This is a genomic window from Microbacterium sp. JAI119 (assembly GCF_013410135.1).
In the GTDB taxonomy this organism is placed as follows: Bacteria; Actinomycetota; Actinomycetes; order Actinomycetales; family Microbacteriaceae; genus Microbacterium; species Microbacterium oxydans.
Map to the genome: position 1 here is coordinate 37,437 of NZ_JACCCK010000002.1, position 23,402 is coordinate 60,838.

A 23,402-nucleotide genomic window follows, 5' to 3' on the forward strand; every position below is an offset into this window, starting at 1 on the left:
CGTCTGAGCCCTCCGCCGGATCAGCGCGCGTACTGAGCCGGGATCGCCAGAGTCTGCCCGATCTGCAGCTCCCCGCCGCGCAACAGGTTCATCCGGCTGATGTCGCCGATCACATCGCGCGGGTCGGCGTCGGGCGCGACGCCGGTGGCGATGGACCAGAGCGTGTCACCGGGCATGACGGTGACGGTCTCGACGCCGACGGATGCGGTGTCGGCACCCGACGCGACCGCGCTGCCGCCGCTGAGCGCCGCGAACGCGATGCCGGCGGCGAGGGGCACCGACGCCAGGGCGAGCAGTACAGCGCGACCGCGCGTCGTCAGCCGGAGTCTCGTCGAAGGACGGGGCGATGCCGGGATGACTGCTGCGGTGCTGAAGCCGATGCTGCTCATGTGGTGCTCCTTAGCCTGTCCCGGAGCGGTGAGGCTGCCGGGGAAGTTGGCGTAGCGTTCGCATTCACGACTCGGCCGGGAGCCGGGAATGCGAAGCTACGTACCGAAGATATCTTCGAGTTCGAACATCTGTCAAGTATTCTTCGAAACCACACCGGGGAAAGAGGCCGACACGCTCGAACAGATCTTCCAGATCGGCCCGATTCTCGGATACGGTTTCGATAAGGACACCCCACCACGGGCCTCCGACATTCGAAGAGGGACGTCGGATCACGCACTGAAGGAGCACCATGAGCGAGAACTCTGCCGCCGAGTCGGAGGCACCGCGCACGCGCCGCCGGAAGAGCCTCAGCCCGAAGCAGATGGCGATCCTCGAGGTCATCCAGAACTCGATCGCGAACCACGGCTATCCGCCGAGCATGCGCGAGATCGGAGACGCCGTCGGTCTCAAGTCCCTCTCCAGCGTCACCCATCAGCTCGGACAGCTCGAGCTGAGTGGCTACCTGCGCCGCGACCCGGGGAAGACCAGGGCGATGGAGGTGCTCATCGATCTGCCGGGCGCCAGCACCGAGAACCCGGCCGACGTCGCGACTCCCGTAGGCGACGCCGCGCTCGTCCCCCTGGTGGGACGGATCGCCGCCGGCGTGCCGATCACCGCGGATCAGCAGGTCGAGGAGATCTTCCCGCTCCCCCGCCAGTTGGTGGGCAAGGGCGACCTGTTCATGCTCAAGGTCTCCGGCGAGTCGATGATCGACGCCGCCATCTGCGACGGCGACTGGGTCGTGGTCCGCTCCCAGAACAGCGCGGAGAACGGCGAGATCGTCGCGGCGATGCTCGATGGCGAGGCGACGGTCAAGGTGCTGCGCCGCCGGGACGGCCACACCTGGCTCCTCCCCCGCAACTCGGCATTCGAACCCATCCTCGGCGACGAGTCCGTCGTCCTCGGCAAGGTCGTGGCGGTGCTCCGCGCCGTCTGACCCTCGATCCGGTCAGCGCGGATCGGGCCTGGTCGTGTCGGTGACCGTCTTCCCTTCGCGCGCTTCCACAGTGGTCGGGCCCACGGCGTGGCCGCACACGCGGTGCGACGCCGCATAGGCTCGAGACATGTCGTCGTCCCCTTACGGTTCCTGGTCATCCCCGTTCTCCGCCGCCTCGGTCGCCGCGTCTTCACCGCGCATCGACGGCGCCCGTTTCGTCGGCTCGGAGATCTGGTGGGGCGAGTCGGTGCCGGCCCAGAAGGGCCGCGTGACGGTGCGGAGCTCCTCCGGAGCCGAGATCCTCCCCTCCCCCTGGAGCGCACGCTCACGTGTGCACGAGTACGGCGGGGGTGCGTGGACGGCGGACGAGCACGGCACGCTCTACTTCGTCGACGCGAACGACCAGCGGGTTCATCGTCTGAGCGTGGGAGGCGAGCCCGTTGCTCTCACCCCTCCCGGGCCCTCCCACGGCGGCCTGCGTGTGCAGTCCGGTCGACTGCTGGCCGTGCGCGAAGACCTCTCCCGCACGCCGCATCTCCGAGCGATCGTCGAGATCCCGCTCGACGGCTCCGCAGCCGAGGATGCGTCCGCGATCACGGTGATCGTGCAGGGCGATGGCTTCTTCGCCCACCCCGCGCTCTCCCCCGACGGCACCCGCGCCGCGTGGGTCGCGTGGGACAGGGGCCGCATGCCGTGGGAGGACGCGCACGTGCAGGTCGCCGAGGTCGGTGAGGACACTCCGCGCACGATCCCCTCACGGGCGGCGCTGCAGCCGGAGTGGCTGAGCGACTCGGAGCTGCTCTTCGCCGATGATCCGGGTGGGCGCTGGGCCCTGCAGCGCATCTCCCTGGACGGTGTGGTCCCGGTCGGCACCGCACGGCAGGTCTCACCCTCGGACGCCGACACGGGCTATGGACTCTGGGTCCTCGGCAACCGCTGGTATCAGCTGCTCGACGACGGCCGCGTCGTCGCCGTCCGGACGAACGGGCGCGACGAGGTCGTGGTGATCGATACCGACGATGCTGCCGACGACCGCGTCGACGTCATCTCGTTCCCCGGAGACGGCCATGTGAGCGTCGACGATGTCGACGGCACCCGCGTGCTCCTCTCCGGCAACGGTTCGCGTGCGAACGCCGGGCTGTGGTGCGTCGACGTCGTATCGGGTGCCACCGTGGCGGTGCGCGGCGGCGAACCGGTCGATCCGCAGTGGATGCCCGCTGCGATGCCGATCGAGATCCAGGGCCCGCACGGAGAGGTGCACGCGTTCGCGTACCCGCCGGCGAACCCGCACGCGACGGCTCCCGATCACGAGCTCCCGCCCTACATCGTCCTCGTGCACGGGGGGCCGACGGCGCACGTCACCGGGGCGGCGTCCGAGGCGATCGCGTTCTACACGAGCCGCGGCATCGGCGTGCTCGACGTGAACTACGGAGGTTCCACGGGGTACGGCCGCTCGTACCGTGAACGTCTCGACGGCCAGTGGGGCATCGTCGATGTCGACGACGTGATCGCCGCGGCCCGCGGTCTGGCGGACGCGGGCCTGGCCGACCCCGACCGGATCGCGATCCGCGGCGGGTCGGCCGGCGGCTGGACCGTGCTGTCGACGCTGGTGCGGGGCGGAGCCTTCGCTGCCGGGATCAGCCGCTACGGGGTCGCCGATCTGCGCATGCTCGTCGCGGAGACCCACGATTTCGAGGCGTCGTACATCGACGGTCTGGTCGGCCCCCTCCCCGAGCACGAGCACCTGTACGTGGAGCGTTCACCGCTCACGCACGCCGACCGGATCGACGCGCCCGTGCTGCTGCTGCAGGGCGGCGAGGATCGCGTGGTTCCGCCCTCGCAGTCCGAGGCGATCCGAGACGCGCTCGCGGCACGCGGAGTCGACCACGAGTATGTGCTGTACCCCGCCGAGGGGCACGGATTCCGCAGCGCCGACACGATCGTCGACGCCCTCGAGCGCGAGCTGACGTTCCTCGGCCGTGTGTTCGGCTTCGAGCCGCGTCTGTGAGGGCGGCTTCCCCCGCGAGGGTCACTCCCCCACGCGGTTGCGCAGACGCATGGCGCGGTCGGCTTCGCGGGTGTCCTGACGCTCACGCAGGGTCTGTCGCTTGTCGTACTCGCGCTTACCTTTGGCGAGGGCGATCTCGACCTTGGCGCGACCGTCGGAGAAGTACAGCTTCAGCGGGATGAGGGTGTATCCCCCTGCCGAGACGGCGTGGGCGATCTTCGCGATCTCCTCACGGTGCAGCAGCAGCTTGCGGATGCGCTTGGCCGAATGGTTCGTCCAATGCCCCTGCGAGTACTCCGGGATGTGCACCGAGTCGAGGAAGACCTCGTTCCCCTTGACGAACGCGTAGCCGTCGCTGAGGTTGGCTCGTCCCTGACGCAGCGACTTGACCTCGGTGCCGGTGAGCACCATCCCCGCCTCGTACGACTTCTCGATGGCGTAGTCGTGACGTGCGCGACGATTGGTCGCGACGACCTTCTCTCCGCGTTCCCTGGGCATGATGCTCTCCTGTTGCCGTGATGAGCCCGATCGATCGATCCGACCGCGCAGCCTTTCAGGCTATCAGGTGCGCAGCCAGCGTCGGATCGCGAAGCCCGCGGACAGGGCGGCGAGGATCACTCCGATGCCGATCAGCACCGGGACGACCAGTGCCGCGTCCTGCATCGTGACCCACGTCGTGATGAACGGCACCCTTCCCCGCAGATAGCCGTTGACGCCGAAGTGCACGCCGGCGACGACCGCGGCGCTGGCCAGGGCCGACCCCAGGAAGGCCGCGAACACGCCCTCCAGCACGAACGGGGTCTGGATGAAGCGGTTGGAAGCGCCGACGAGGCGCATGATGCCGATCTCCTTGCGCCTCGCATACGCGGACAGGCGGATCGTCGTGCCGATCAGGAGAGTCGCGGCGATGAGCATGAGCACGGCGATCCCGACCGCGATGTAGGTCGCGACGGTCAAAGCGGAGAACAGGGGCTCCAGGTACTGCAGCTGATCCTTCACCTGCTCGACCCCAGCCTGTCCGCTGAAGGCTTCGGCGAGCACCTGGGACTGGCCGGGATCCTTCATGGTCACGAAGAACACTTCGAAGGCCTGGTCGGGAGTGAGCACGCTCGCCTGGTCCGCGCCGAGCTGGTCGACGAGTTTGGCGTAGGTCTCTTCCTTGGTGTCGAAGGTCATCGAGCTGATGAGCGGTTTGAGCGCGTCGCCCTCGAGCTGCGCACGCACGGCTGCGACCTGCTCCTCGCTCGCCGCACCGTCGAGACACGTCTCGGATTCCGACACGGCCGAGCACATGTACACAGCCACCTGGGCGCGCTCGGCCCAGTAGCCGCGCATGACGCCGATCTGCCCCTGCATGAGGATCGCGGCGCCCACGAAGGTCAGGGACACGAAGGTGACCAGCACGACGGAGATCACCATCGAGATGTTCCGCCGGAGTCCGACGAGGGCTTCGGTCAGGATGAGTCCGATTCTCATGAGGTCGGGCCCACTTCCTCGTCGTCCTCGTCGGAGAGACCGAGGCGATCCGCGACACCGAGTTCGGCGACGTCGACCGTCGGCAGGACGATCGGATGCGTTCGCGGGCGTGCCGCCGGAGCGGGTTCGACGGCCGAAGGCGGCTCGACCACCGCGGGAGGTTCGACGGCAGCGGGAGGCTCGACCACGGCGGGGGGCTCGACGACGTTCGCAGCTGCGCCCTCCTGCACCGCGGGCTGCGGTTCCGGCGCTTCGACCGTGCGCGGGGCGGGCGGAACCACCGTCTCCCCGTCGCGATCGACTGCTGCCGCAGCCTGACGCTGACTGGCGAGCTCTTCTGCGAGTGCGGCACGCACCACCGAGAGATCGGCGGTCTGGCGCTGCACCTCCTGGACGGCGGTCAGTGCGGCAGCGGCTGCCGCACCACGCACTTCCTCTGGCACGAGGCGCGGGATGTTGGACGTGTCGCCGTATCCGCCATGCACCTCATCGCGGACCATCTCGCCGTCGCGCAGCTCGATCACGCGGCGCTGCATCTGATCGACGAAACCGGCCTCGTGGGTGGCCATCAGCACCGTGGTGCCCCCCGCGTTGATGCGGGCGAGCAGCTGCATGATGTCGACCGAGGTCGCAGGGTCGAGGTTTCCGGTCGGCTCATCGGCGAGCAGAACCTGGGGCCGATTGACGAGAGCGCGCGCGATCGCGACGCGCTGCTGCTCACCGCCCGACAGTTCGTGGGGCATCCGCTTCTGCTTGCCGTCGAGGCCCACCAGAGCGAGAGCCTCAGGCACCGCCTGTTGGATGAAGCCGCGGGAGGCACCGGTCACCTGGAGCGTGAACGCGACGTTCTGATGGACGGTCTTCGACGGGAGGAGTCGGAAGTCCTGGAACACCGACCCGATATGGCGGCGGAAGTACGGCACCTTGCGGTTCGCGAGGGCTCGCAGGTCCCTCCCGAGCACCGCGACCCGTCCCGAGGTGGGGACGTCCTCGCGCAGGATGAGGCGCAGGCAGGACGACTTGCCGGAACCCGAGGCCCCGACGAGGAAGACGAACTCCCCGCGTTGCACTTCGAAGTCGACACCGGAGAGGGCGGGCTTCGACGTCCCGCGGTAGCGTTTCGTGACGTTCTCGAACCGAATCATGGCGCTACGAGCCTAAGCGCGGGCTCTTCCCTGACGGCGAGCGACACCCCGCACAGGCACGTCCGCCCTCCGCCCGGATGGGGATTGCTCCCCATGCACACGCCACTGCCGCGTCACCTGCCACTGCTATACATGAAGATGCCGACCGCACGAAGCGGTCGCCGAATTCTTTCGAGGGGGAGCCATGACGACACCTGCAGGTTGGTACGACGACGGATCCGGACGGCAGCGCTGGTGGGACGGCCAGCAGTGGACGGAGCACTTCGCCCCTGAGGCGACGGATGCGGGGTCGGCCTCTGAGGAGCCGAACGTCTCCGAGACCACGCCGATCGAGGACACGGTCATCGAGGAGACGGTGATCGGAGACACGGTGATCGAAGACACGGTGATCCGTCCGTCCGAGGAGACGGTGATCATTCCCGAGGAGCGCGGCTCGTCGGCCGCCGCGGACCAGGGCGATGTCGATGCTGCGGGTGCGACCGCCGCGACGACCCCGCTCGGCGACGACCTCGGCGCCTACTCCGCGCCGGCGGCCCCTCCCGCATACCCGGCAGCCGCGCCCGGACAGTCCACGGACGCCTACCCCGGCGTCGCACCCGCCTACCCCGGCACCACGACGGGCTACCCCACCGCTGCCCCCTACGGGCAGCCGGTCTCCGAGGAGCCGAAGAAGCTCTCGGTCCTGGGGCTCGTCGGTCTCGGTGTCGCTGCGCTCGGCACGATCCTGGTCTTCATCCCGGTCGTCGGGTTCATCGGCTTCGTGCTGCTCGCGGCCGCCTTCGTCGTCTCGCTGATCTCGCTCTTCCTGAAGGGCAAGAAGTGGCCGGGCATCGCGGGCCTCGTCCTCGCGGTCGTCGGCACCATCATCGGGATCATCATGTCGTTCGTCTACCTCTTCGCCTTCGCACAGGGCGTGAGCGAGGAGATCGACAAGCTGCCCACCTCCTCCCCCTCGATCGAGGCATCGGCACCGCCGGAGAGCGAGGGGCCCGACGCCGGTGTGCGTCCGACCTCGCCGGAAGTGGCGCAGGGACTGACCGCCATCCTCGCCTCGTCGGGCGCTGAGGGGTACACGGAGCCCCAGGTGTCCTGCCTCGCCGATCTGCTCGTGGCCTCGGATCTCGACAACGCGACGTTGCGCACGATCGCGGACAGCGACGGCAATCTCACCGACACGGACGCTCTGTACGGTGTCGCCGAGGTGCTCAGCGATACCGAGGCGATCACGGCCTGCCTCGTTCCCTGAGCGACGTCAGCTCAATTCAAGAAGGCCTCGAGGGCAATGCTCTCGAGGCCTTCTTCGTGTGATCTAACCGGTATTCGACACAGGGGCGTCCCCGGCGCTACCGTCATCTTTGACGGCCGCCCCTCGCAGAACGGCCGGCGTCGCGAGGACGACCTCACCACGCAATCGCCGACCGAGAAAGACGCACGGGAACGCCTGATGACAACACCTGCCGGCTGGTACGACGACGGCTCCGGGAACCGACGGTGGTGGGATGGGCTGAGCTGGACGGAGCATGTCGTCACCGGGCACCCCGCTGCCGTCACGGAATCGGAGGTCACGACCTCGACTGCCGAGGACGCGCACGTCGCTGCTGACCCGACGGCGCCCGCAGCGGCGACGGACCCCGGGGTCCCGACGACCGCCGCCACGGGTCAGCCCCTCGGGACCGTGGCCGACCTCGAACCCGCGCCCTTCGCCCCGCCGTACACGCTCGCGCACCAGATGCCTGCCTTCCCCGCCGGGACGGTGCCCTCGAACGGTGCGATCTCCGCTCCATACGGCGGGTATCCGGCAGCCTCGTGGCCCACGCCTTCCACCCCGCAAGCCCGCCCCGGCGTCCCTGTCGTGGGCATCATCGGCCTGGCAGCCGTGGTCATCGGCGTCGTCTGCGCATGCATCCCCGTGATCGCGATCGCCGGGTGGGCACTCCTCGCCGTCGGGTTCGTGATGTCGCTCGTCTCCCTGTTCCTGCGCGGGCGGAAGTGGCCGGGCATCACCGGTCTCGCCCTCGCTGTGATCGGAGCCGTGCTCGCGGCTGCCGTGTCGCTGCTGCTGCTCGCCGCGACATCGTCGGACGGTGCTTCGTCCGCGATCCCGAGCGAACGGCCGACGGATGGAGGCACGTCCACGGAACGTCCGGACCCGTCCGCGATCGAGGGCGCCGAGATGACGACCTTCGCCGATCTCGAGGTCGGTGACTGTCTGCCCCTGGTCGTGTACGACGAGGACGAGCTCGTCTTCGAGCTGCCCGTCGTGCCCTGCGAGCAGCCGCACACCGACGAGGTCTTTTTCATCTACGACGTGGAAGACGGTGAGTTCCCGGGCGACGACGCCCTCACCGAGACCGCGTGGAACGGCTGCTACGAGGCGTTCCAGGCGTACGTCGGCACCTCGTACGAGGCCTCGGAGCTCGACTTCTACAACTACCAGCCGACGAAGGGCACGTGGATCCGGGAGGGGGACCGCACCGTGCAGTGCATCCTCTTCAGCTATGACGATGTGACCGGCACCCTGCGGGACTCCGGTCGCTGACCACAACGATACGAAGAAGGCCCCGGATCGCTCCGGGGCCTTCTTCGTGGACTCAGTCCTCGGTCTTGCGCTTGCGCCAGCGGATACCCGCCGAGATGAAGTCGTCGAGGTCGCCGTCGAACACCGCAGCCGGATTGCCGGATTCCTGGCCGGTGCGGAGGTCCTTGACCAGCTGCTGGCCGTAGAGGAAGTACGAGCGCATCTGATCGCCCCAGCTCGCGGTGATGTTGCCCGCGAGTTCCTTCTTCTTCGCAGCCTCCTGCTCCTTCTGCAGCAGCAGGAGTCGCGTCTGCAGCACGCGCATGGCGGCGGCACGGTTCTGGATCTGCGACTTCTCGTTCTGCATCGACACGACGATGCCGGTCGGGAGGTGCGTGAGGCGCACGGCGGAGTCTGTCGTGTTGACCGACTGCCCACCCGGGCCGGAGGAGCGGAACACGTCGACGCGGATGTCGCTCTCCGGGATGTCGACCTCTGTGGCCTCTTCCATCAGCGGGATGACCTCGACGGCGGCGAACGACGTCTGCCGCTTGTCGGCGGAGCCGAACGGACTGATGCGGGCGAGACGATGCGTTCCGGCCTCGACCGAGATGGTGCCGAAGGCGTAGGGAGCGTCGATCTCGAAGGTCGCGGACTTGATGCCGGCGCCCTCCGCGTAAGACGTGTCCATGACCTTGACGGGGTACTTGTGCCGCTCGGCCCAGCGCAGGTACATGCGCATCAGCATCTCGGCGAAGTCCGTGGCGTCATCGCCGCCGGCCCCGGAGCGGATCGTGATGATCGCGGAGCGCTCGTCGTATTCGCCGTCGAGGAGCGTCTGCACCTCGAGCTGGTTGATCAGATCGGTCAGCGCAGCGAGCTCCGTGCGGGCCTCCTGCGCTGAGTCCTCGTCGCCCATCTCGTTCGCGAGACCGACCAGCACTTCCAGGTCGTCGAGACGCTGGGCGATGCCGGTGATGCGGGCGAGCTCCGACTGGCGGTGGCTGAGGGCGCTGGTCACCTTCTGCGCGTTCTCGGTGTCGTCCCAGAGGTCGGGAGCGCCGGCCTCCTCGCTGAGACGCGCGATGTCGTCGCGGAGACGGGAGACATCGACGACCTCGCTGATGTCGCCGAAGGTGTGCCTGAGCGCCTGGATTTCGGCGGAGAGATCTAGTTCGAGCATGACACCTCAGCCTAACGTGCCGCCTGCCCGCACGGGGACGCCATCGTCCGGGAGCTCCGGGCAACGGGAGTAGCGTGAAGTCGTGAGCAGCGCATCGACGGTCCTTCGGCAGTTCGGACCGATGGTGTATCTGCCGACGATCCTGTTCTCGCTCGGCGAGGGTGCGGTGATCCCGCTCATCCCGGTGCTCGCCGTCTCCATGGGAGCGGACGTGGCGTTCGCCGCCCTCGTCGCCTCCTGCCTCGTCATCGGCCAGCTGTGCGGGAACCTCCCCGCCGGATGGGCGGTCGGCAGGATCGGCGAGCGCTACACCATGGTGATCGCCGGGGTGATCTCGATCGTCGCCGGCATCGGAATGGTGTTCGCGCCGTCGCTCGGTGTGCTGGCGGCTTCGGTGTTCCTGCTGGGCATCTGCGCGGCGGCCTTCGGCCTCGCCCGGCATGCGTTCATGACCACGCGGGTTCCTGTCGCCTTCCGCGCGCGGTCGCTCTCGCTGCTCGGCGGGAGCTTCCGCCTCGGCATCTTCGTCGGTCCGTTCATCGCGGCAGGACTGCTTCAGCTCTTCGGCAGCGAGAGCGCAGCGATCTGGTTCTTCCTCGGCTGCCTCGTGGTGATGGTCGCGCTGGTCCTCTTCGGGCCCGATCCGGAGAAGATGGTCCCGCCGGTCACGACGGCCACGCGCGAGCGCTATGCGGAGGACTCCGGCGAGGCCGTGAGCGGTTCGATCCCCACGGTCGAGCGCCTCGGCATCTTCCAGACGATGTGGCGCCAGCGTGCGGTGCTCGGACGCCTCGGCCTCGCCGCCGCTTCGCTCTCCGCCGTCCGGTCGGCCCGCCAGGTCGTGCTCCCCCTGTGGGGGCTGTCCCTGGGGTTGGACGCCTCGACCATCTCCCTCGTCGTCGGCGTCTCCGGGGCCATCGACTTCGCGCTCTTCTATGCGAGCGGCCAGGTGATGGACCGCTTCGGCCGGCTGTGGGCGGCGATGCCGGCGATGGTGCTCATGGGAGCGGGTTTCCTGGCGCTGTCGTTCACGCACGACGGGGATGCGGCTGTGCTGTGGTTCGGCATGTTCGCCGCTGTCCTGGGCGTCGGCAACGGACTGTCCAGCGGCATCCTGCTGACTCTGGGGGCGGATGTCGCGCCGAAGCGGGATCCCGCCGCCTTCCTCGGTTCGTGGCGCACGCTCACCGATGCCGGCGGCGCGATCGCCCCGCTGCTCGTCTCGGGGATCACGGCCGTGGCTTCGCTCCCGTTCGCCGCGGCCGCCATGGGCGTCATCGGCCTGGTGGGTGCTCTCGGCTTCCTGCGCTGGATCCCGCAGTTCGTCCCCCGAGCACGACCCGAGTCCAGCGAAGAGCCACCGGAAGGAGACCCGGAATGATCCCGAACCTCGAGGCGGATGCTCATCGCCTCGTCTCGACCTTCGTCCCCCGATCCGCACGAGACCGCGCAGCGCAGGCGGACTTCGCCTCGTTCTTCGATGCCGACGGCGGGCCTGTGCACCGTGAGGCAGGCCCTGACCACCTCACGGCATCATGTGTGGTGTTCGATGCCACGTTCCAGCACACGCTGCTGGTGTTCCACCGCAAGGGGCAGTTCTGGGTGCAACCGGGAGGCCACGTCGAGGACGGCGACGCATCGGTCATGGCCGGCGCGCTGCGGGAGCTGCGTGAGGAGACCGGCATCGTGGTGGACCCGGTGAACCCGCCGCTCGCCTATGACCTCGACCACCACGGCCTGTCTTCGCGCTTCGGCGCATGCGCCTCGCACCTCGACATCGGGATCGCCGTCGTGGTCGACCGAGAGTCGGCGCTCACCGTGAGCGAGGAGTCGGAGGACCTACGCTGGTGGCCCGTCGATGCCCTGCCAGCGGAGGTGCCACCCCAGCTCGTGCCCCGTCTCACCGGACTGCTCACGCAGCTGCAGAGCCCCCGCTGAGCGGGGTTCTCACCGCAGCGCCGTGCGGCTGGTGGCCGTCGACTCGAGCGGGACTCCGTCAGGCACGAACACGGATACCAACGGCGGATGCCATTGTGCGGCGACGGTGACGCGCGCCGTGACGCCGTCGGGCGTTCCGGCAGCGGTGAGCGAAGCATCGCCCGGCACCGCTACCACGAGCGACGCGGCCTGTTCTTCGACACCGGCGTCGGTCAGCTCGGCTCGCGCGCCGCCGTCGCGAACCACCAGCGTGAACCCGTCAGCCCCGGCGAGCGCTGCGGAATCGGCGAGCGCATCCAACCGCTTCTGGGCGATGTAAAGGTCGGTGGCACAGACACACACGAAGAGCACGGCCAGCGCGAGCAGCACATACCCGAGTGTGAGGAGCAGCACACTCCCCTCGTCGTGCTCGATCCCGGCGCCGAGGGTGCGACGGCCCGGCGTCACCGTTCGGTACCCCACTGTCTGGACATCTTCTGCACGGCCTCGGCCTGAACGGCGACGGCGGTTGACCTGTCGAGGCCGATCACCTCCGGCATCAGGGGCAGCCGTACCCGCGTGGAGACGGAGACGACGATCGTCGCGCCAGCCGCCGGGCACTCGAGAGACTGCGGTGTGCAGGAGAGCGTCAGGTCGACCGTGTCCTCGTCCAGACCGTACTCCTCGACGATGCCGGCGAGCACAGCGTCGCTCCGTTCCGCGGCCGTCGTCGCGTCCGGAGCACGGGCGATCACACGGGCGATGTGCCGCGCTGCCGCCTCCGCTCCGAAGGTCTGCTCCTGGATGGTGCCGAGCGCGATCACGAGGTAGATGAGCGGGACCAGCAGGATCACCCCGGCTGCGATGAACTCGAGGGCAGCCGATCCCTCGTCATTCCTCCCCGAACGTCTCGGCAGGTGCATGCGCCTCCACCTCCATCGCGAGGGGAATGCCGATCAACCCCAGCAGGGGGAACGTCGTACGGACTCGGACGTCGACCGTCTCGTGCGGTGCGATACCGGAGACTCCGATGCGGACGTCATCGGCGTACTCCGACCCGACCGCGCGCGAGATGACCTCCCGGGTGACATCCACGCCCTCCTGCGGCGTCGTGTCGGCGAGTGCAGCGTGGTAGGCCCCCTCGACGGCGGCATCGTGGACCACGTTGCGCACGTACACCGCGAATGCGAGCTGCAGCACCGCGAGCGTGAGCGCGGTCAGGAGGGTGCCCACGAGCACGAACTCCACCGGAGCCGACCCGCGATCATCCGCGCACACACGCCGGTCGTCCATCTCAGAGTCCCGACACCCGCTGGATCGCCTGCTCGAACAGCGACGTGAGCGCGGGGCCCGCGACGGCCCAGATGAGCACCACCAACCCGGCGGTCATCAACGTGACAAGGACCCAGCCGGGGACGTCCCCGGTTTCATCCGCGAAGAATGCGCGGAGCCGAGCAGTGGTTCCCGTCGATGTGAGTCGCCCGCGGTCACAGGTGGGTGTCGTCATGGTGGATCCTTTCGTTGAGGGGTCAGCCGATGCCGAGACGGAGGATGAAGAGCCCGGGATAGACGGCGAAGAGCACGGAGAGCGGAAGTATCAGGAAGACGAGCGGGAGGAGCATCAGGATCTCCTTGCGCCCCGCCTGCTCGATCAGCACACGCTTCGCGTCCTCCCGTGCATCCGACGCCTGGGCATGCAGCACTGCGGCGAGCGGTGCACCGTGCTCGAGTGCGGCGATCACCTGATCCACGACACGTGACAGGCCGGGAAGCTGCAGACGTCGCGCCATCTCGTTCAGCGCGTCGGCCAGCGGCGACCCGGTGCCCACGGCGAGCACCACGTGACGCAGTTCGGCGGTCAGTTCGCCGGAGCCCCCCTCGGACACCCGGCGCAGCGAATCGAGGAACCCCTCCCCCGCGGAAAGACAGAGGGCCAGGAACTCGAGTGTCGTCGGCAGTTCATCCGTGAGCCGCACCCGTCGCGCCTTGGCCCGCGCGGAGAGCTGCAGGTCGTAGGCGGCGGCCGCCGCCGCCCCGCACAGCAGAGGCAGCACGCCCGTCGGCACGGAGAGGCGGCCCGTGAGTGCGAGCACGGTCACCCCGATCGCCCCCACCCCTATCCCGGCGAGGCCCCACCCGAGCTGCCTGCCGCGGAACGCCGCAGGGTCGGTCCGCACGCCGGCTTGTGCCAGACGCCGGCGGAGGGGCTCTCCCCCGCCGAGCAGACTCTCGAACGCATTTCGTGCGCGTTCCCACAGCGTCCGCGAACTCGCGGGCAGCGCGCCCGCGGCCGGGAGGACACCTCGTGGCAGACGATCATCGGCGACGACGTCGCGCACGTAAGGACCGATCCGTACGGCCAGCGATGCCGCCCTCCACCGTGGAAGCGCGGAAAGCGCGCTCAGCACCCCGGCGGCGAAGCCGCACCCGATCAGGACGGCGCTCGCGAGAGCCGTCATCCCGCTCATCCGAACCACCGCCGAGGCTCGGGGAGTCGACCGATGCGGACCATGATGTGGAAGGCGACCACAGAGACGGCCGCGCCCAGACAGATCACGAGCACGCCTTCGGGAGTGCCGTACGCCGCCGCCCCTTCCGGTCGGAGCACGAGCAGGCCGAGGATCACCCACGGGGCGACGGCACCGAGGACGGCGGCACCGCGGATCCAGGATTGCCGCGCCTCGACCTCCCCACGGAGAGCCGCGTCCGCCCGCACCGAGCTGGAGAGTGCCCGCAATACGCTGATGAGCTCGGTGCCGCCCACCTGACGCGCCATCCGCAGCGTCTCGGCGATGCGGTCGCCGATGGGGTCGGACAGCGTCGTCTTGAGTCGATCGAGGCTGGTCTCGAACCTGCCGCTCGCCCGCAGGTCCCGCGCGAACACGATGAACGCCGGCCGCAGCATCTTCGGCGCGGACTCCGCCAGACCGGCCACCGCGTCGGGAAGCGACAAGCCAACGCGGATCGACGCGATCAGCAGATCGCACACGTCCGGCCAGAGCTGGCGACGCAACCGTCGCAGGCGCATCCGTCGCCCTCGCACGAACACGATCGGCGCAGTTGCGCCTGCAAGACCGGCCAGCACGGAGAGCACGGGGATCCCCGTCAGCAGCCATGCACCCGATGCCGTCATCAGTCCGGTTACGACGACGATGGCGAGGAGTCCACGTTGCGACAGCCCCTCCATGCCCGCTTCCTCGATCAGACGGGCGAGTCGCCCCTGCCTCATCGTCATCACGGCATCGTCGGAAGGCGGCCACATCCACGGGGAGACGCACAGCAGCACCCCCGCCGCGAGGAGGGCACCGACGAAGACCGTCACGATGAGGCTCCGACCCGGCGAGCGGCGATGCGCTCCACGACGACATCCCTGCGGTCTGCCACCCGGTACACCTGCTCGGTCCGGACTCTGCCTTCGTCGACGTCACCGGTCGGTGCGATGACCTCTTGGACGTATCGCCGACCTGCCCGGTCTCGAACGCAGTGCACGACCAGGTCGATCGACGCGGCGAGCGCGGGCGCGATGAACGCGCGGTCGATGTTGCGCCCGGCCAGGAGCGGGAGGATCGTCAGCTTCTCGATCGCCTCCGCCGCGGAGTTCGCATGCACGGTGCAGGCGCCGGGAACCCCCGTGTTGAGGGCGAGCACGAGGTCCAGGGCTTCCGCGTCCCGGACCTCGCCTACGACGAGACGGTCCGGTCGCATACGCAGCGCCTCCTTCACCAGTCGCCGCAACGTGATCTCCCCCGTACCCTCCAGGCTCGCCTGGCGTCCCTGGAGTGAGACGAGATCGGGTCCGTGAACGGCCAGCTCGAACGTCTCCTCGACTGTCACGATGCGCTGGGTGTCGGCGCAGGAAGCCAGCAGCGCGGCGAGCATCGTCGTCTTGCCTGCGTGCGTCGCTCCGGAGACGATCACGCTGCGGCCGGCGTCCATCGCCACGCGCAGCTGATCCGCGACACCGCGAGGCATCATGCCCTGATCCGTCAGCAGTGCGAGGGATCGGTACTTCGGGAGGAACTTGCGGATGTTGACAGCCCACGAACCGCGCACTACATCGGCGATGGCTACGTGCAGACGGGACCCGTCCGGCAGCGAAGCGTCGACGAACGGCTGGCTGATGTCGACTCGCCGCCCCGTTGACTGGAGCATCCTCTCGACGAGGTCGCGCACCGACACCTCATCGAGCACGACGTCGGTCCGCTCGGCCGTGCCCTCGCGCGCGACGTGCACGTGCCCTGCGCCGTTCAGCCAGATCTCCTCGACCTGTGGATCGTCGAGCAGCGGCTGCAGCGCGCCGAATCCGCTCAAGGTCGCCAGGACCTCCCGCACGCATGCGGCCTCATCGTCGATCAACGCCTCACCGCGGGCGAGGGCGAGATCGTCGTGTCGGCGGACCTCGGCGTGGGCGATGCGCCAGGCCCCGTCCGGATCGATCGACGGGTCGATGCCCTCGGCGCGCAGACGCGAACGCACACGCTCGGCGACGAGGGCGGACGGACGAATCACTCAGGCATCCTCGCAACATTCGACGCGCGGCCTCCGAAGTTATCCACAAGCCGACCTGGAGTCCCATCCCCTCCGCAGACTCCCGGCCCGGCTCGGACTGCGGGCGGATCCCCAGATACCCGGTTTCGGCGATCAGTAGACTTATCCCACCGCGCGGGAGTGGTGGAATTGGCAGACACGCAGGATTTAGGTTCCTGTGCCCCAGGGCGTGTGGGTTCAAGTCCCACCTTCCGCACGAGAGACGACGGCAGCCTTCTCAGGTCGCCATGACATCGCTCTGTTACACCGCCGACCAATCGCGACCGACGGGACTCTCCCAGTGCTCGAAACCATGCTGCACGCACCGACCGCTCTCATCCCCTGGCTGGACCCCGCCACGATCATCGGGACCGCCGGGCCGTGGGCGCTCCTCGTGGTGTGCTTCATCGTCTTCGCGGAGACCGGTCTGCTCGTCGGTTTCCTGCTTCCCGGCGACACGCTGCTCGTGATCGCGGGCCTTCTCTCGCACCCGATCGCGGGTTCCGAGCACGGTGTCTTCGGCATCAACGTCTGGTGGGTCGCCCTGCTCATCGGCCTCGCGGCCTTCGTCGGCGGCGAGGTCGGCTATGTGATCGGGCACAAGGGCGGACCGGCCGTGTTCGAGCGCAAGGAGTCGGGACTCTTCAGCAAGAAGAACGTCGAGCGCACGAACGCGTTCTTCGAGCGCTTCGGAGGCATCACCGTGATCCTCGCGCGCTTCGTGCCGATCGTGCGCACGTTCGCCCCGGTCGCCGCCGGTGTCGGTCACATGCCGTGGCGCAAGTACACGCTCTACAACCTGATCGGTGCGATCCTGTGGGGCTTCGGGCTCACCATGTTCGGCTACCTCATCGGGTTCATCCCGCCGGTCGCGACGTTCGTGGAGAACTACATCGACCTCATCCTGCTCGCGGCCGTCGGCGGCACGGCGCTGGTGACGCTGTGGCACTACCTGTCGGAGCGCCACAAGGCGAAGAAGGCTGCCGCAGCAGGGGAAGACGTCGTCACCGACGCTGAGGAGGCGCAGGAGCTCGTGCTCGACGCCGACGTGTTCGACCGCGCTCCCGACCTGGACGGCGACGGCAAGCACTGACCGCGGTCGGTCAGCCCGCGTTCTTGGCGCGCTCCTCCTTCGAGCGGGCGACACTCGCACGCAGAGCCTCCATGAGATCGATGACCTCGCCGCCCTCGGCCGCCTTCTCGGCTTCGCCGAAGGTCTCCGCGACGTCGAACGTCTCGCCTGCCTCGATCTTCGCGTCGATCAGCGTGCGGAGCTCCTTCTGGTACTCGTCGACGAACTCCTCGGGATCGAAGTCCGCCGAGTAGCTGTCCACGAGCGACGCCGAGAGCTCCAACTCCTTCTTCGAGATCCGCACATCCTCGTCCAGCGCGGGGAACGCCGCTTCGCGCACCTCGTCGGCCCAGAGCAGCGTCTGCAGCACGAGCACTTTCCCCCGCACGCGCAGCGCGGCGAGCCTCGTCTTCTGCCGCAGGGTGAACCGCACGATCGCCGTGCGGTCGGTCTGCTCGAGCGTCTTGCGCAGGAGGACGTACGCCTTCGGTGACTTGGAATCGGGTTCGAGGTAGTACGGCTTGTCGAGCGTGAGCAGATCGACCTGGTCGGAAGGCACGAACTCCACGACGTCGATCTCCCTGCTCTTCTCGGCGGGGAGCGCGGCGAGGTCGTCCTTCGTGAGGACGACGGTCTGGCCCTCCTCGACGTACGCGCGGTCGATGTCGGCGTAGGCGACGGTCTCTCCGCAGACCTCGCAGGTGCGCTGGTAACGGATGCGACCGCCGTCTTTCTCATGCACCTGATGCAGCGGCACGTCGTGGTCCTCGGTCGCGGAGTACACCTTGACCGGGACGTTCACGAGCCCGAACGTCAGTGCGCCCTTCCAGATCGTCCTCATCACACCAGTAGACACCAGCCACAGCCGTCACGACCAGCCCTTGACTACGCTGGCTCCATGGTGGGAGATGCGCAGATCGTCCAGGTCGACGGCCGCCGCCTGCGCGTGACGAACCTCGACAAGGTCGTCTACCCCGAGACCGGCACCACCAAGGGCGAGGTCATCGCGTACTACACGGCCATCGCACCTCTGCTGCTCCCCCTCCTCGACGGCCGCCCCGTCACCCGCAAGCGATGGGTGGAAGGTGTCGGAACAGCGCAGGCGCCGGCTGACGCGTTCTTCACGAAGCAGCTCGAACCGGGGGCACCGTCGTGGATCCCGCGGCAGGCGATCCAGCACTCGGACGGGCCCAAGGAGTATCCGCTCGTCGACGACGTCCCCACCCTCGTCTGGCTCGCGCAGGTCGCCGCGATCGAGCTGCATGTGCCGCAGTGGCGGTTCTCCTCCGAAGGCCTTCCCGGAAACCCTGATCGGCTCGTCCTCGACCTCGACCCCGGTGAGGGAGTCGGACTGCCGCAGTGCGCCGAGGTCGCCCGCATCGCCCGTGGAATCCTGTCGGACATGGGTCTCGATCCACTGCCGGTCACCAGTGGCAGCAAGGGCATCCACCTCTATGCCTCACTCCCCGGCGAGCAGACGAGCGACGAGGTCTCCGCCGTCGTGAAAGAACTCGCCCGCATGATCGAGAACGACCACCCCGATCTTGCGACCAGCGTCATGGCGAAGGCGGTCAGGGGTGGCAAGGTCTTCCTCGACTGGAGTCAGAACAACGGCAAGAAGACCACCATCTCCCCCTACTCGCTCCGCGGCCGTGCGCGGCCGTGGGTCGCCGCTCCTCGCACCTGGGACGAGCTCGCCGATCCGCATCTCGCCCAGCTCGACCTCGATGAGGTGCTCGAGCGCGCCGCCGCGGGAGTCGATCCGCTCGCCACGCTCCGCCCGTCCATGACGGCTCCGCTGCCGCAACCCGCGAAGACGCGGAGCTCCCACCGATATCCCCGGAGCTCAGCCGCACCCGCCGCCCCGCCATCCGCGGCATCCGTGGCATCCGTGGCATCGGTGGCATCCGTGGCATCGGTGGCGCCGATGCTCGCCGAGAACGGCACCCCCGGAACCGCGCGCGCGCTGAGCGATCCCTCCTGGGTCGAGGTCAAGTGGGACGGCATCCGCGCGGTGGGCACGTGGGTGGACGGACGGATGCTCCTGCACGCGCGTCGAGGCACCGACATCACCGCCCGCTACCCCGAGCTCACCGCCGACGGCGCCCCCTTCCTCCCGGTGAAGGACGCGGTGGTCGATGGGGAGATCGTGGCGTTCGACGCCAACAGCCGACCGAGCTTCTCGCTCCTCCAGAACCGGATGCACCTCACCCGCCCCCGCGAGATCGAGCGCGAGGTGATCCGCACTCCCATCGTCTACATGCTGTTCGACCTGCTCCGCCTCGATGGGCACGACCTCACGGGCCTGCCGCTCCGGGAGAGACGGACACTTCTCGAGGATGTGATCGCCGGCCTCGACGCTCCCGTGCAGGTCCCTCCCGTGTTCGACGACGTCGACGCGGCACTCATCGCGAGCCGGGAGTTCGGTCTCGAGGGCGTCGTCGTCAAGGACCCGCGATCGCGCTACCGTCCGGGGCAGCGCTCACCCTCCTGGTTGAAGCTCAAGCACACCCGGATGCAGGAAGCCGTGATCGTGGGTATCCGACCGGGCAAAGGCGACAGGGAGAGCACGCTCGGATCGCTGCTTCTCGCCGTTCCGGACACCTCATCGGGACGGCGACGGCTCCGCTACGTCGGCCGTGTGGGCACCGGATTCACCGATCGGATCCTGCGCGACCTCCTCGCACGGCTCACCCCTCTTCGCGTGGACGATGCCCCCCTCGACGGCGTCCCCGCCCCTGATGCCTCCGACGCGCTCTGGGTGCGCCCCGAAGTCGTCGGCGAGGTCGAGTTCGCGAACTGGACGCCCGACGGAGTGCTCCGCCATGCCCGTTGGCGAGGCCTCCGCCCGGACAAGAGTCCTCTGGAGATCACTGTCGAGACCCCCGTCGATTCCTGAAACCTGACCCGAGATCACGGCGCCGGATCAGGCGTGGTGCGGTTCGCAGTCGGACTGCTCGGCGGGCTCGATCTGGAAGGTCGAATGCTCGACGTCGAAGTGGTCGGCGAGACACGCCTGCATCTCGGTCAGCAGTTGCGACGAGCGTCCGTCGGCGAAGAGCGCCGGCTCCACGCTGACGTGGGCGGTGAACACGGGCGCTCCGCGAGTCAGCTGCCACACGTGCACATCGTGCACACCGACGACGCCGTCGTATCCGAGCAGGTGCGTACGGATCTCGCTCACCGCCGTGCCCTTCGGGGCCGACTCTGCGAGCACGGAGAACACCTCCCGAAGCAGCGCTATGGCCCGGGGGATGATCATCGCCGCGATGAAGAGGGACGCGATCGCATCCGCGGGCATCCAGCCGGTGAGGAGGATGACGACAGCGGCCACGATCACGGCAGCCGACCCGATCAGATCGCCCATCACCTCCAGGTAGGCCCCTCGCACGTTGATGCTGGTGCGCTGCGCGCGGCTCAGCAGCCACATCGAGACGGCGTTCGCCAGGAGACCGACGACCGCGACGACCAGCATGAGTCCGCCGGCGACCTCGACCTCCCCCGGATTCATCAGACGCCCTACGCCCTCGATCGCGACCCACGTCGCCAGGGCGATGAGGATGATCGCGTTGATCAGCGCACCGAAGACCTCGGCACGCTGATACCCGAAGGTGCGACGGTCATCCGCCGGGCGCGCTGCCACTGTCGCGGCGATCAAGGCGATGACGAGGCCGGATGCATCCGTGAACATGTGCGCGGCGTCTGCGAGCAGCGCGAGCGACCCGGAGAGCAGCGCGCCCACGACCTGCACGACCATCACCGTCGCCGTGAGGGAAAGAGAGATCGCGAGCAGTCGTCTGCTGCTGGCCGAACGGATGCCGCCGGGCGCGGGTGCGTGATCGTGCATGCCACCAGGCTAGACCGGGAAACAGCCTGGGAAGGCGTCTTGCGGCTAGTCGGGAAGGGTAACGATTCTCAGCTTCAGCAGCACTTTTCCGCGGCCGACGCGTCAGAGTGCTGCGAGGAGCGGAACGAGCTCGGCGAAGGCGCGTGCACGATGCGACTGCTCCTGCTTCTCCGCGGAGGAGAAGTCGCCCACCGAGCGCTCCTCCCCTGCAGGCTGGCCATCCGGCACGAAGATCGGGTCGTAGCCGAAGCCGCCCGTTCCCGACGCCGCGTGCGCCAGGCGACCCGGCCACCGCCCCTCCACGACCTGCTCGCGGCCGTCCGGCAGCACGAGGGCGATGGTGGAGGTGAAGTGCGCGGCGCGGTGCGGGTCGGCGATGTCGCGCAGCTGGTCGAGCAGCAGTTCGAGGTTCGCGGTCGCATCCTTCTTCTGCCCGGCCCAGTACGCGGAGAAGACCCCCGGAGAGCCGCCGAGGACGTCGACGCAGATGCCGGAGTCGTCGGCGAGGGCCGCAAGCCCCGTGTGCGCTGCGGCCGCCCGCGCCTTGATCAGCGCATTCTCAGCGAATGTCACGCCGTCTTCGACGGGTTCAGGGCCGTCGTAACCGATGATCTCGAGATCAGGACGTGTCCGCTCCACGATCTGCTGGAACTCCGCGACCTTGTGCGGATTGTGCGTCGCGAGCACGACCTGCATCGTCACTCCCCCGCCAGTGCGGCCAGCTGCGCGTCCTTCAGATCGGCACATCCGCCCAGCCCCAGCTCGAGGAGCGCGTCGAGTTCACGCTTGTCGAACGGCGCTCCCTCCGCAGTCCCCTGCACCTCCACGAAGAGTCCACGGCCGGTGACCACGACGTTCATGTCGGTCTCCGCGCGCACATCCTCGACATATGCCAGATCGAGCATGGGCTCGCCATCGATGATGCCCACGGACACCGCGGCGACCGAGTCGAGCAGCGGGGTGGAGTTCTTGCCGATGAACTTCTTCTCCCGACCCCATTCGATCGCGTCCGCGAGCGCCACGTAGGCACCGGTGATGGCTGCCGTACGGGTGCCGCCATCCGCCTGGAGCACATCGCAGTCGATGACGATGGTGTTCTCGCCGAGGGCCTTCGTGTCGACGACCGCGCGGAGCGCGCGGCCGATCAGCCGGGAGATCTCGTGCGTGCGTCCGCCGATGCGACCCTTGACGCTCTCGCGGTCGTTCCTGCTGTTCGTGGCGCGCGGCAGCATGGAGTACTCGGCGGTGACCCATCCCTTGCCCTTGCCGGTCAGCCACCGCGGCACGCCGTTGGTGAAGGACGCGGTGCACAGCACCTTGGTGCCGCCGAAGCTGATCAATGCCGATCCCTCGGCGTGAGCACTCCAGCCGCGCTCGATGGTGATCTCGCGCAGCTGATCGGTGGAGCGGCCGTCGACGCGGACGATTTCGGACATGTGCTTCTCTCAGGTCGGGATGGCTGATCGCGTCGGAGCGAGACGATCGGGATTACTCGAAGGCGGTGTCGGGGAGGGTGATGACGCCGGTCTGCACGAGCTGCACATCGCGCACCTCGTGCCCCATCAGTCGGTTGGCCAGCGCGGTGAAGTCGTCGGTCGCGGCCCCCGTGGCCTCGTACACGTAGCTTGCGGTCGCATCCGGTGAGGCGAGCAGGTCACCGCGGACGAGCTGACGATAGACGTCGCCGGCGGTCTCATCGTCGCTGGAGACGAGCGTGACGCCCTCGCCCATGACGTAGCTGATGGCACCACGGAGGAAGGGATAGTGCGTGCAGCCCAGCACGAGTGTGTCGACGTCTGCATCACGGAGGGGGGCGAGGTACTCCTCGGCCACCGCGAGCACCTCGGGCGTGCCGGTGATACCGGCTTCGACGAACTCGACGAAGCGCGGGCATGCAGCGGTGAAGACCTGCAGCCGCTCGTTCACCTCGAGCATGTCCTGGTAGGCGCGCGAGCCGATCGTGCCGACCGTGCCGATCACGCCGACGCGACCGTTGCGGGTCGTCGACACGGCACGGCGCACCGCGGGACCGATCACTTCGACCACGGGGATGTCGTAGCGCTCCCGAGCATCGCGCAGCATGGCCGCGGAGGCGGTGTTGCACGCGATCACCAGCATCTTCACGCCCTGGTCGACGAGCGTGTCGAGCACTTCGAGCGAGTAGCGGCGCACATCGGCTATGGGCTTCGGCCCGTACGGCGAGTGCGCGGTGTCGCCGATGTAGACGAACGACTCTCGGGGCAGCTGGGCGCGGATGGCCCGCGCCACCGTGAGCCCGCCGACACCGGAGTCGAAGATCCCGATCGGCGCGTCGTTCATGACTCCCCAGCCTACCTGCGCGTG

Annotated in this window: 25 protein-coding genes and 1 tRNA gene; 9 read left to right on the forward strand and 17 right to left on the reverse strand. The window is 68.5% G+C overall.

Translation table 11 applies throughout. From position 1 onward, the window contains the following. Window positions 1–20: 20 nt before the first annotated feature. On the reverse strand, window positions 21–389 hold the full coding sequence (locus HDC31_RS11015; RefSeq protein WP_113681490.1) for a LysM peptidoglycan-binding domain-containing protein: 369 nt from the start codon (window positions 387–389) through the stop codon (window positions 21–23). Window positions 390–679: 290 nt separating this feature from the next. On the opposite strand from HDC31_RS11015, the gene lexA reads away from it, so the two are divergent. Both lexA and HDC31_RS11025 read left to right on the forward strand, forming a co-directional pair. Then, the gene (lexA, locus tag HDC31_RS11020) at window positions 680–1,366 is read left to right on the forward strand and encodes a transcriptional repressor LexA (RefSeq protein ID WP_046749010.1); all 687 of its coding nucleotides are present in this window, start codon (window positions 680–682) and stop codon (window positions 1,364–1,366) included. Between the two features lie 127 nt (window positions 1,367–1,493). Then, on the forward strand, window positions 1,494–3,374 hold the full coding sequence (locus tag HDC31_RS11025; protein WP_179516109.1) for a prolyl oligopeptidase family serine peptidase: 1,881 nt from the start codon (window positions 1,494–1,496) through the stop codon (window positions 3,372–3,374). 21 nt (window positions 3,375–3,395) lie between these two features. On the opposite strand, the gene smpB is transcribed toward HDC31_RS11025, so the two are convergent. The 3 genes from smpB to ftsE all read right to left on the reverse strand — a co-directional run bounded on the left by smpB (window position 3,396) and on the right by ftsE (window position 5,995). Then, on the reverse strand, window positions 3,396–3,872 hold the full coding sequence (smpB, locus tag HDC31_RS11030) for an SsrA-binding protein SmpB (RefSeq protein WP_046749008.1): 477 nt from the start codon (window positions 3,870–3,872) through the stop codon (window positions 3,396–3,398). A gap of 63 nt (window positions 3,873–3,935) precedes the next feature. Continuing rightward, window positions 3,936–4,850, reverse strand: a complete 915-nt coding sequence (ftsX, locus tag HDC31_RS11035; protein ID WP_046749007.1) for a permease-like cell division protein FtsX — start codon at window positions 4,848–4,850, stop codon at window positions 3,936–3,938. After that, on the reverse strand, window positions 4,847–5,995 hold the full coding sequence (ftsE, locus tag HDC31_RS11040) for a cell division ATP-binding protein FtsE (RefSeq protein ID WP_046749006.1): 1,149 nt from the start codon (window positions 5,993–5,995) through the stop codon (window positions 4,847–4,849). The genes ftsX and ftsE overlap by 4 nt, the downstream gene beginning before the upstream one ends. Window positions 5,996–6,179: 184 nt before the next feature. On the opposite strand from ftsE, the gene HDC31_RS11045 reads away from it, so the two are divergent. Next, a complete protein-coding gene (locus tag HDC31_RS11045) occupies window positions 6,180–7,241 on the forward strand; it encodes a DUF2510 domain-containing protein (RefSeq protein ID WP_179516110.1) in 1,062 nt (353 codons plus the stop codon). Between the two features lie 198 nt (window positions 7,242–7,439). After that, window positions 7,440–8,534, forward strand: coding sequence for a DUF2510 domain-containing protein (locus HDC31_RS20000; protein ID WP_181800798.1), 1,095 nt, complete (start codon window positions 7,440–7,442; stop codon window positions 8,532–8,534). A 52-nt stretch (window positions 8,535–8,586) separates the two neighbouring features. Here the strand turns inward: HDC31_RS20000 and prfB are convergent, their stop codons facing one another. Then, a complete protein-coding gene (gene prfB, locus HDC31_RS11055) occupies window positions 8,587–9,696 on the reverse strand; it encodes a peptide chain release factor 2 (protein ID WP_046749003.1) in 1,110 nt (369 codons plus the stop codon). A 121-nt stretch (window positions 9,697–9,817) separates the two neighbouring features. Between prfB and HDC31_RS11060 the strand changes: the two genes are divergently transcribed. After that, complete coding sequence (locus tag HDC31_RS11060) at window positions 9,818–11,077, forward strand: MFS transporter (protein ID WP_061018259.1); 1,260 nt, start codon at window positions 9,818–9,820, stop codon at window positions 11,075–11,077. Further along, a complete protein-coding gene (locus tag HDC31_RS11065; RefSeq protein ID WP_061018252.1) occupies window positions 11,074–11,634 on the forward strand; it encodes an NUDIX hydrolase in 561 nt (186 codons plus the stop codon). The genes HDC31_RS11060 and HDC31_RS11065 overlap by 4 nt, the downstream gene beginning before the upstream one ends. Window positions 11,635–11,643: 9 nt before the next feature. On the opposite strand, the gene HDC31_RS11070 is transcribed toward HDC31_RS11065, so the two are convergent. The 7 genes from HDC31_RS11070 to HDC31_RS11100 are packed head-to-tail and all read right to left on the reverse strand — an operon-like array spanning window position 11,644 to window position 16,122. Further along, complete coding sequence (locus HDC31_RS11070; protein ID WP_061018249.1) at window positions 11,644–12,081, reverse strand: pilus assembly protein TadG-related protein; 438 nt, start codon at window positions 12,079–12,081, stop codon at window positions 11,644–11,646. Then, complete coding sequence (locus HDC31_RS11075) at window positions 12,078–12,536, reverse strand: TadE family protein (RefSeq protein ID WP_113682009.1); 459 nt, start codon at window positions 12,534–12,536, stop codon at window positions 12,078–12,080. The genes HDC31_RS11070 and HDC31_RS11075 overlap by 4 nt, the downstream gene beginning before the upstream one ends. After that, window positions 12,505–12,906, reverse strand: coding sequence for a TadE/TadG family type IV pilus assembly protein (locus tag HDC31_RS11080; protein ID WP_046748999.1), 402 nt, complete (start codon window positions 12,904–12,906; stop codon window positions 12,505–12,507). The genes HDC31_RS11075 and HDC31_RS11080 overlap by 32 nt, the downstream gene beginning before the upstream one ends. A 1-nt stretch (window position 12,907) precedes the next feature. Beyond that, window positions 12,908–13,120, reverse strand: a complete 213-nt coding sequence (locus HDC31_RS11085; RefSeq protein ID WP_137772306.1) for a hypothetical protein — start codon at window positions 13,118–13,120, stop codon at window positions 12,908–12,910. A 22-nt stretch (window positions 13,121–13,142) separates the two neighbouring features. Next, window positions 13,143–14,072, reverse strand: a complete 930-nt coding sequence (locus HDC31_RS11090; RefSeq protein WP_257022128.1) for a type II secretion system F family protein — start codon at window positions 14,070–14,072, stop codon at window positions 13,143–13,145. A gap of 5 nt (window positions 14,073–14,077) precedes the next feature. Continuing rightward, a complete protein-coding gene (locus HDC31_RS11095) occupies window positions 14,078–14,935 on the reverse strand; it encodes a type II secretion system F family protein (protein ID WP_179516112.1) in 858 nt (285 codons plus the stop codon). Further along, on the reverse strand, window positions 14,932–16,122 hold the full coding sequence (locus HDC31_RS11100; protein ID WP_308472275.1) for an ATPase, T2SS/T4P/T4SS family: 1,191 nt from the start codon (window positions 16,120–16,122) through the stop codon (window positions 14,932–14,934). The genes HDC31_RS11095 and HDC31_RS11100 overlap by 4 nt, the downstream gene beginning before the upstream one ends. A gap of 153 nt (window positions 16,123–16,275) precedes the next feature. Between HDC31_RS11100 and HDC31_RS11105 the strand changes: the two genes are divergently transcribed. Together HDC31_RS11105 and HDC31_RS11110 are read left to right on the forward strand one after the other, a co-directional pair. After that, window positions 16,276–16,357, forward strand: a tRNA-Leu gene (locus HDC31_RS11105). Window positions 16,358–16,453: 96 nt separating this feature from the next. Further along, complete coding sequence (locus tag HDC31_RS11110) at window positions 16,454–17,233, forward strand: DedA family protein (protein WP_058631818.1); 780 nt, start codon at window positions 16,454–16,456, stop codon at window positions 17,231–17,233. 10 nt (window positions 17,234–17,243) lie between these two features. Here the strand turns inward: HDC31_RS11110 and HDC31_RS11115 are convergent, their stop codons facing one another. Next, entirely contained in the window at window positions 17,244–18,053 is an 810-nt protein-coding gene (locus HDC31_RS11115; RefSeq protein WP_046748976.1) for a Ku protein, read from the reverse strand. Between the two features lie 57 nt (window positions 18,054–18,110). Here HDC31_RS11115 and ligD point away from each other — a divergent pair, with 57 nt between their 5' ends. After that, complete coding sequence (ligD, locus tag HDC31_RS11120; RefSeq protein WP_179516113.1) at window positions 18,111–20,111, forward strand: non-homologous end-joining DNA ligase; 2,001 nt, start codon at window positions 18,111–18,113, stop codon at window positions 20,109–20,111. A gap of 27 nt (window positions 20,112–20,138) precedes the next feature. Here the strand turns inward: ligD and HDC31_RS11125 are convergent, their stop codons facing one another. The 4 genes from HDC31_RS11125 to murI all read right to left on the reverse strand — a co-directional run bounded on the left by HDC31_RS11125 (window position 20,139) and on the right by murI (window position 23,378). After that, on the reverse strand, window positions 20,139–21,059 hold the full coding sequence (locus tag HDC31_RS11125; RefSeq protein WP_046748974.1) for a cation diffusion facilitator family transporter: 921 nt from the start codon (window positions 21,057–21,059) through the stop codon (window positions 20,139–20,141). A 102-nt stretch (window positions 21,060–21,161) separates the two neighbouring features. Beyond that, window positions 21,162–21,755: an RdgB/HAM1 family non-canonical purine NTP pyrophosphatase gene (rdgB, locus tag HDC31_RS11130; RefSeq protein ID WP_046748973.1), complete on the reverse strand. Its 594-nt coding sequence runs from the start codon at window positions 21,753–21,755 to the stop codon at window positions 21,162–21,164. Between the two features lie 2 nt (window positions 21,756–21,757). Further along, entirely contained in the window at window positions 21,758–22,495 is a 738-nt protein-coding gene (gene rph / locus HDC31_RS11135) for a ribonuclease PH (protein ID WP_046748972.1), read from the reverse strand. 52 nt (window positions 22,496–22,547) lie between these two features. Continuing rightward, window positions 22,548–23,378, reverse strand: coding sequence for a glutamate racemase (murI, locus tag HDC31_RS11140; RefSeq protein ID WP_046748971.1), 831 nt, complete (start codon window positions 23,376–23,378; stop codon window positions 22,548–22,550). Between the last annotated feature and the right edge of the window lie 24 nt (window positions 23,379–23,402).

What these genes read in the sequence shown, in the direction of transcription:
- HDC31_RS11075 (WP_113682009.1), bottom strand. Translation starts at nt 12,536, where the DNA reads ATGCACCTGCCGAGACGTTCGGGGAGGAATGACGAGGGATCGGCTGCC.
- ftsX (WP_046749007.1), bottom strand. Translation starts at nt 4,850, where the DNA reads ATGAGAATCGGACTCATCCTGACCGAAGCCCTCGTCGGACTCCGGCGG.
- HDC31_RS11125 (WP_046748974.1), bottom strand. Translation starts at nt 21,059, where the DNA reads ATGCACGATCACGCACCCGCGCCCGGCGGCATCCGTTCGGCCAGCAGC.
- ligD (WP_179516113.1), top strand. Translation starts at nt 18,111, where the DNA reads ATGGTGGGAGATGCGCAGATCGTCCAGGTCGACGGCCGCCGCCTGCGC.
- HDC31_RS11045 (WP_179516110.1), top strand. Translation starts at nt 6,180, where the DNA reads ATGACGACACCTGCAGGTTGGTACGACGACGGATCCGGACGGCAGCGC.
- ftsE (WP_046749006.1), bottom strand. Translation starts at nt 5,995, where the DNA reads ATGATTCGGTTCGAGAACGTCACGAAACGCTACCGCGGGACGTCGAAG.
- lexA (WP_046749010.1), top strand. Translation starts at nt 680, where the DNA reads ATGAGCGAGAACTCTGCCGCCGAGTCGGAGGCACCGCGCACGCGCCGC.
- prfB (WP_046749003.1), bottom strand. Translation starts at nt 9,696, where the DNA reads ATGCTCGAACTAGATCTCTCCGCCGAAATCCAGGCGCTCAGGCACACC.
- HDC31_RS11065 (WP_061018252.1), top strand. Translation starts at nt 11,074, where the DNA reads ATGATCCCGAACCTCGAGGCGGATGCTCATCGCCTCGTCTCGACCTTC.
- HDC31_RS11085 (WP_137772306.1), bottom strand. Translation starts at nt 13,120, where the DNA reads ATGACGACACCCACCTGTGACCGCGGGCGACTCACATCGACGGGAACC.
- murI (WP_046748971.1), bottom strand. Translation starts at nt 23,378, where the DNA reads ATGAACGACGCGCCGATCGGGATCTTCGACTCCGGTGTCGGCGGGCTC.
- rdgB (WP_046748973.1), bottom strand. Translation starts at nt 21,755, where the DNA reads ATGCAGGTCGTGCTCGCGACGCACAATCCGCACAAGGTCGCGGAGTTC.
- HDC31_RS11060 (WP_061018259.1), top strand. Translation starts at nt 9,818, where the DNA reads ATGGTGTATCTGCCGACGATCCTGTTCTCGCTCGGCGAGGGTGCGGTG.
- rph (WP_046748972.1), bottom strand. Translation starts at nt 22,495, where the DNA reads ATGTCCGAAATCGTCCGCGTCGACGGCCGCTCCACCGATCAGCTGCGC.
- HDC31_RS11080 (WP_046748999.1), bottom strand. Translation starts at nt 12,906, where the DNA reads ATGGACGACCGGCGTGTGTGCGCGGATGATCGCGGGTCGGCTCCGGTG.
- HDC31_RS11115 (WP_046748976.1), bottom strand. Translation starts at nt 18,053, where the DNA reads ATGAGGACGATCTGGAAGGGCGCACTGACGTTCGGGCTCGTGAACGTC.
- HDC31_RS11110 (WP_058631818.1), top strand. Translation starts at nt 16,454, where the DNA reads ATGCTGCACGCACCGACCGCTCTCATCCCCTGGCTGGACCCCGCCACG.
- HDC31_RS11090 (WP_257022128.1), bottom strand. Translation starts at nt 14,072, where the DNA reads ATGACGGCTCTCGCGAGCGCCGTCCTGATCGGGTGCGGCTTCGCCGCC.
- smpB (WP_046749008.1), bottom strand. Translation starts at nt 3,872, where the DNA reads ATGCCCAGGGAACGCGGAGAGAAGGTCGTCGCGACCAATCGTCGCGCA.
- HDC31_RS11015 (WP_113681490.1), bottom strand. Translation starts at nt 389, where the DNA reads ATGAGCAGCATCGGCTTCAGCACCGCAGCAGTCATCCCGGCATCGCCC.
- HDC31_RS11025 (WP_179516109.1), top strand. Translation starts at nt 1,494, where the DNA reads ATGTCGTCGTCCCCTTACGGTTCCTGGTCATCCCCGTTCTCCGCCGCC.
- HDC31_RS20000 (WP_181800798.1), top strand. Translation starts at nt 7,440, where the DNA reads ATGACAACACCTGCCGGCTGGTACGACGACGGCTCCGGGAACCGACGG.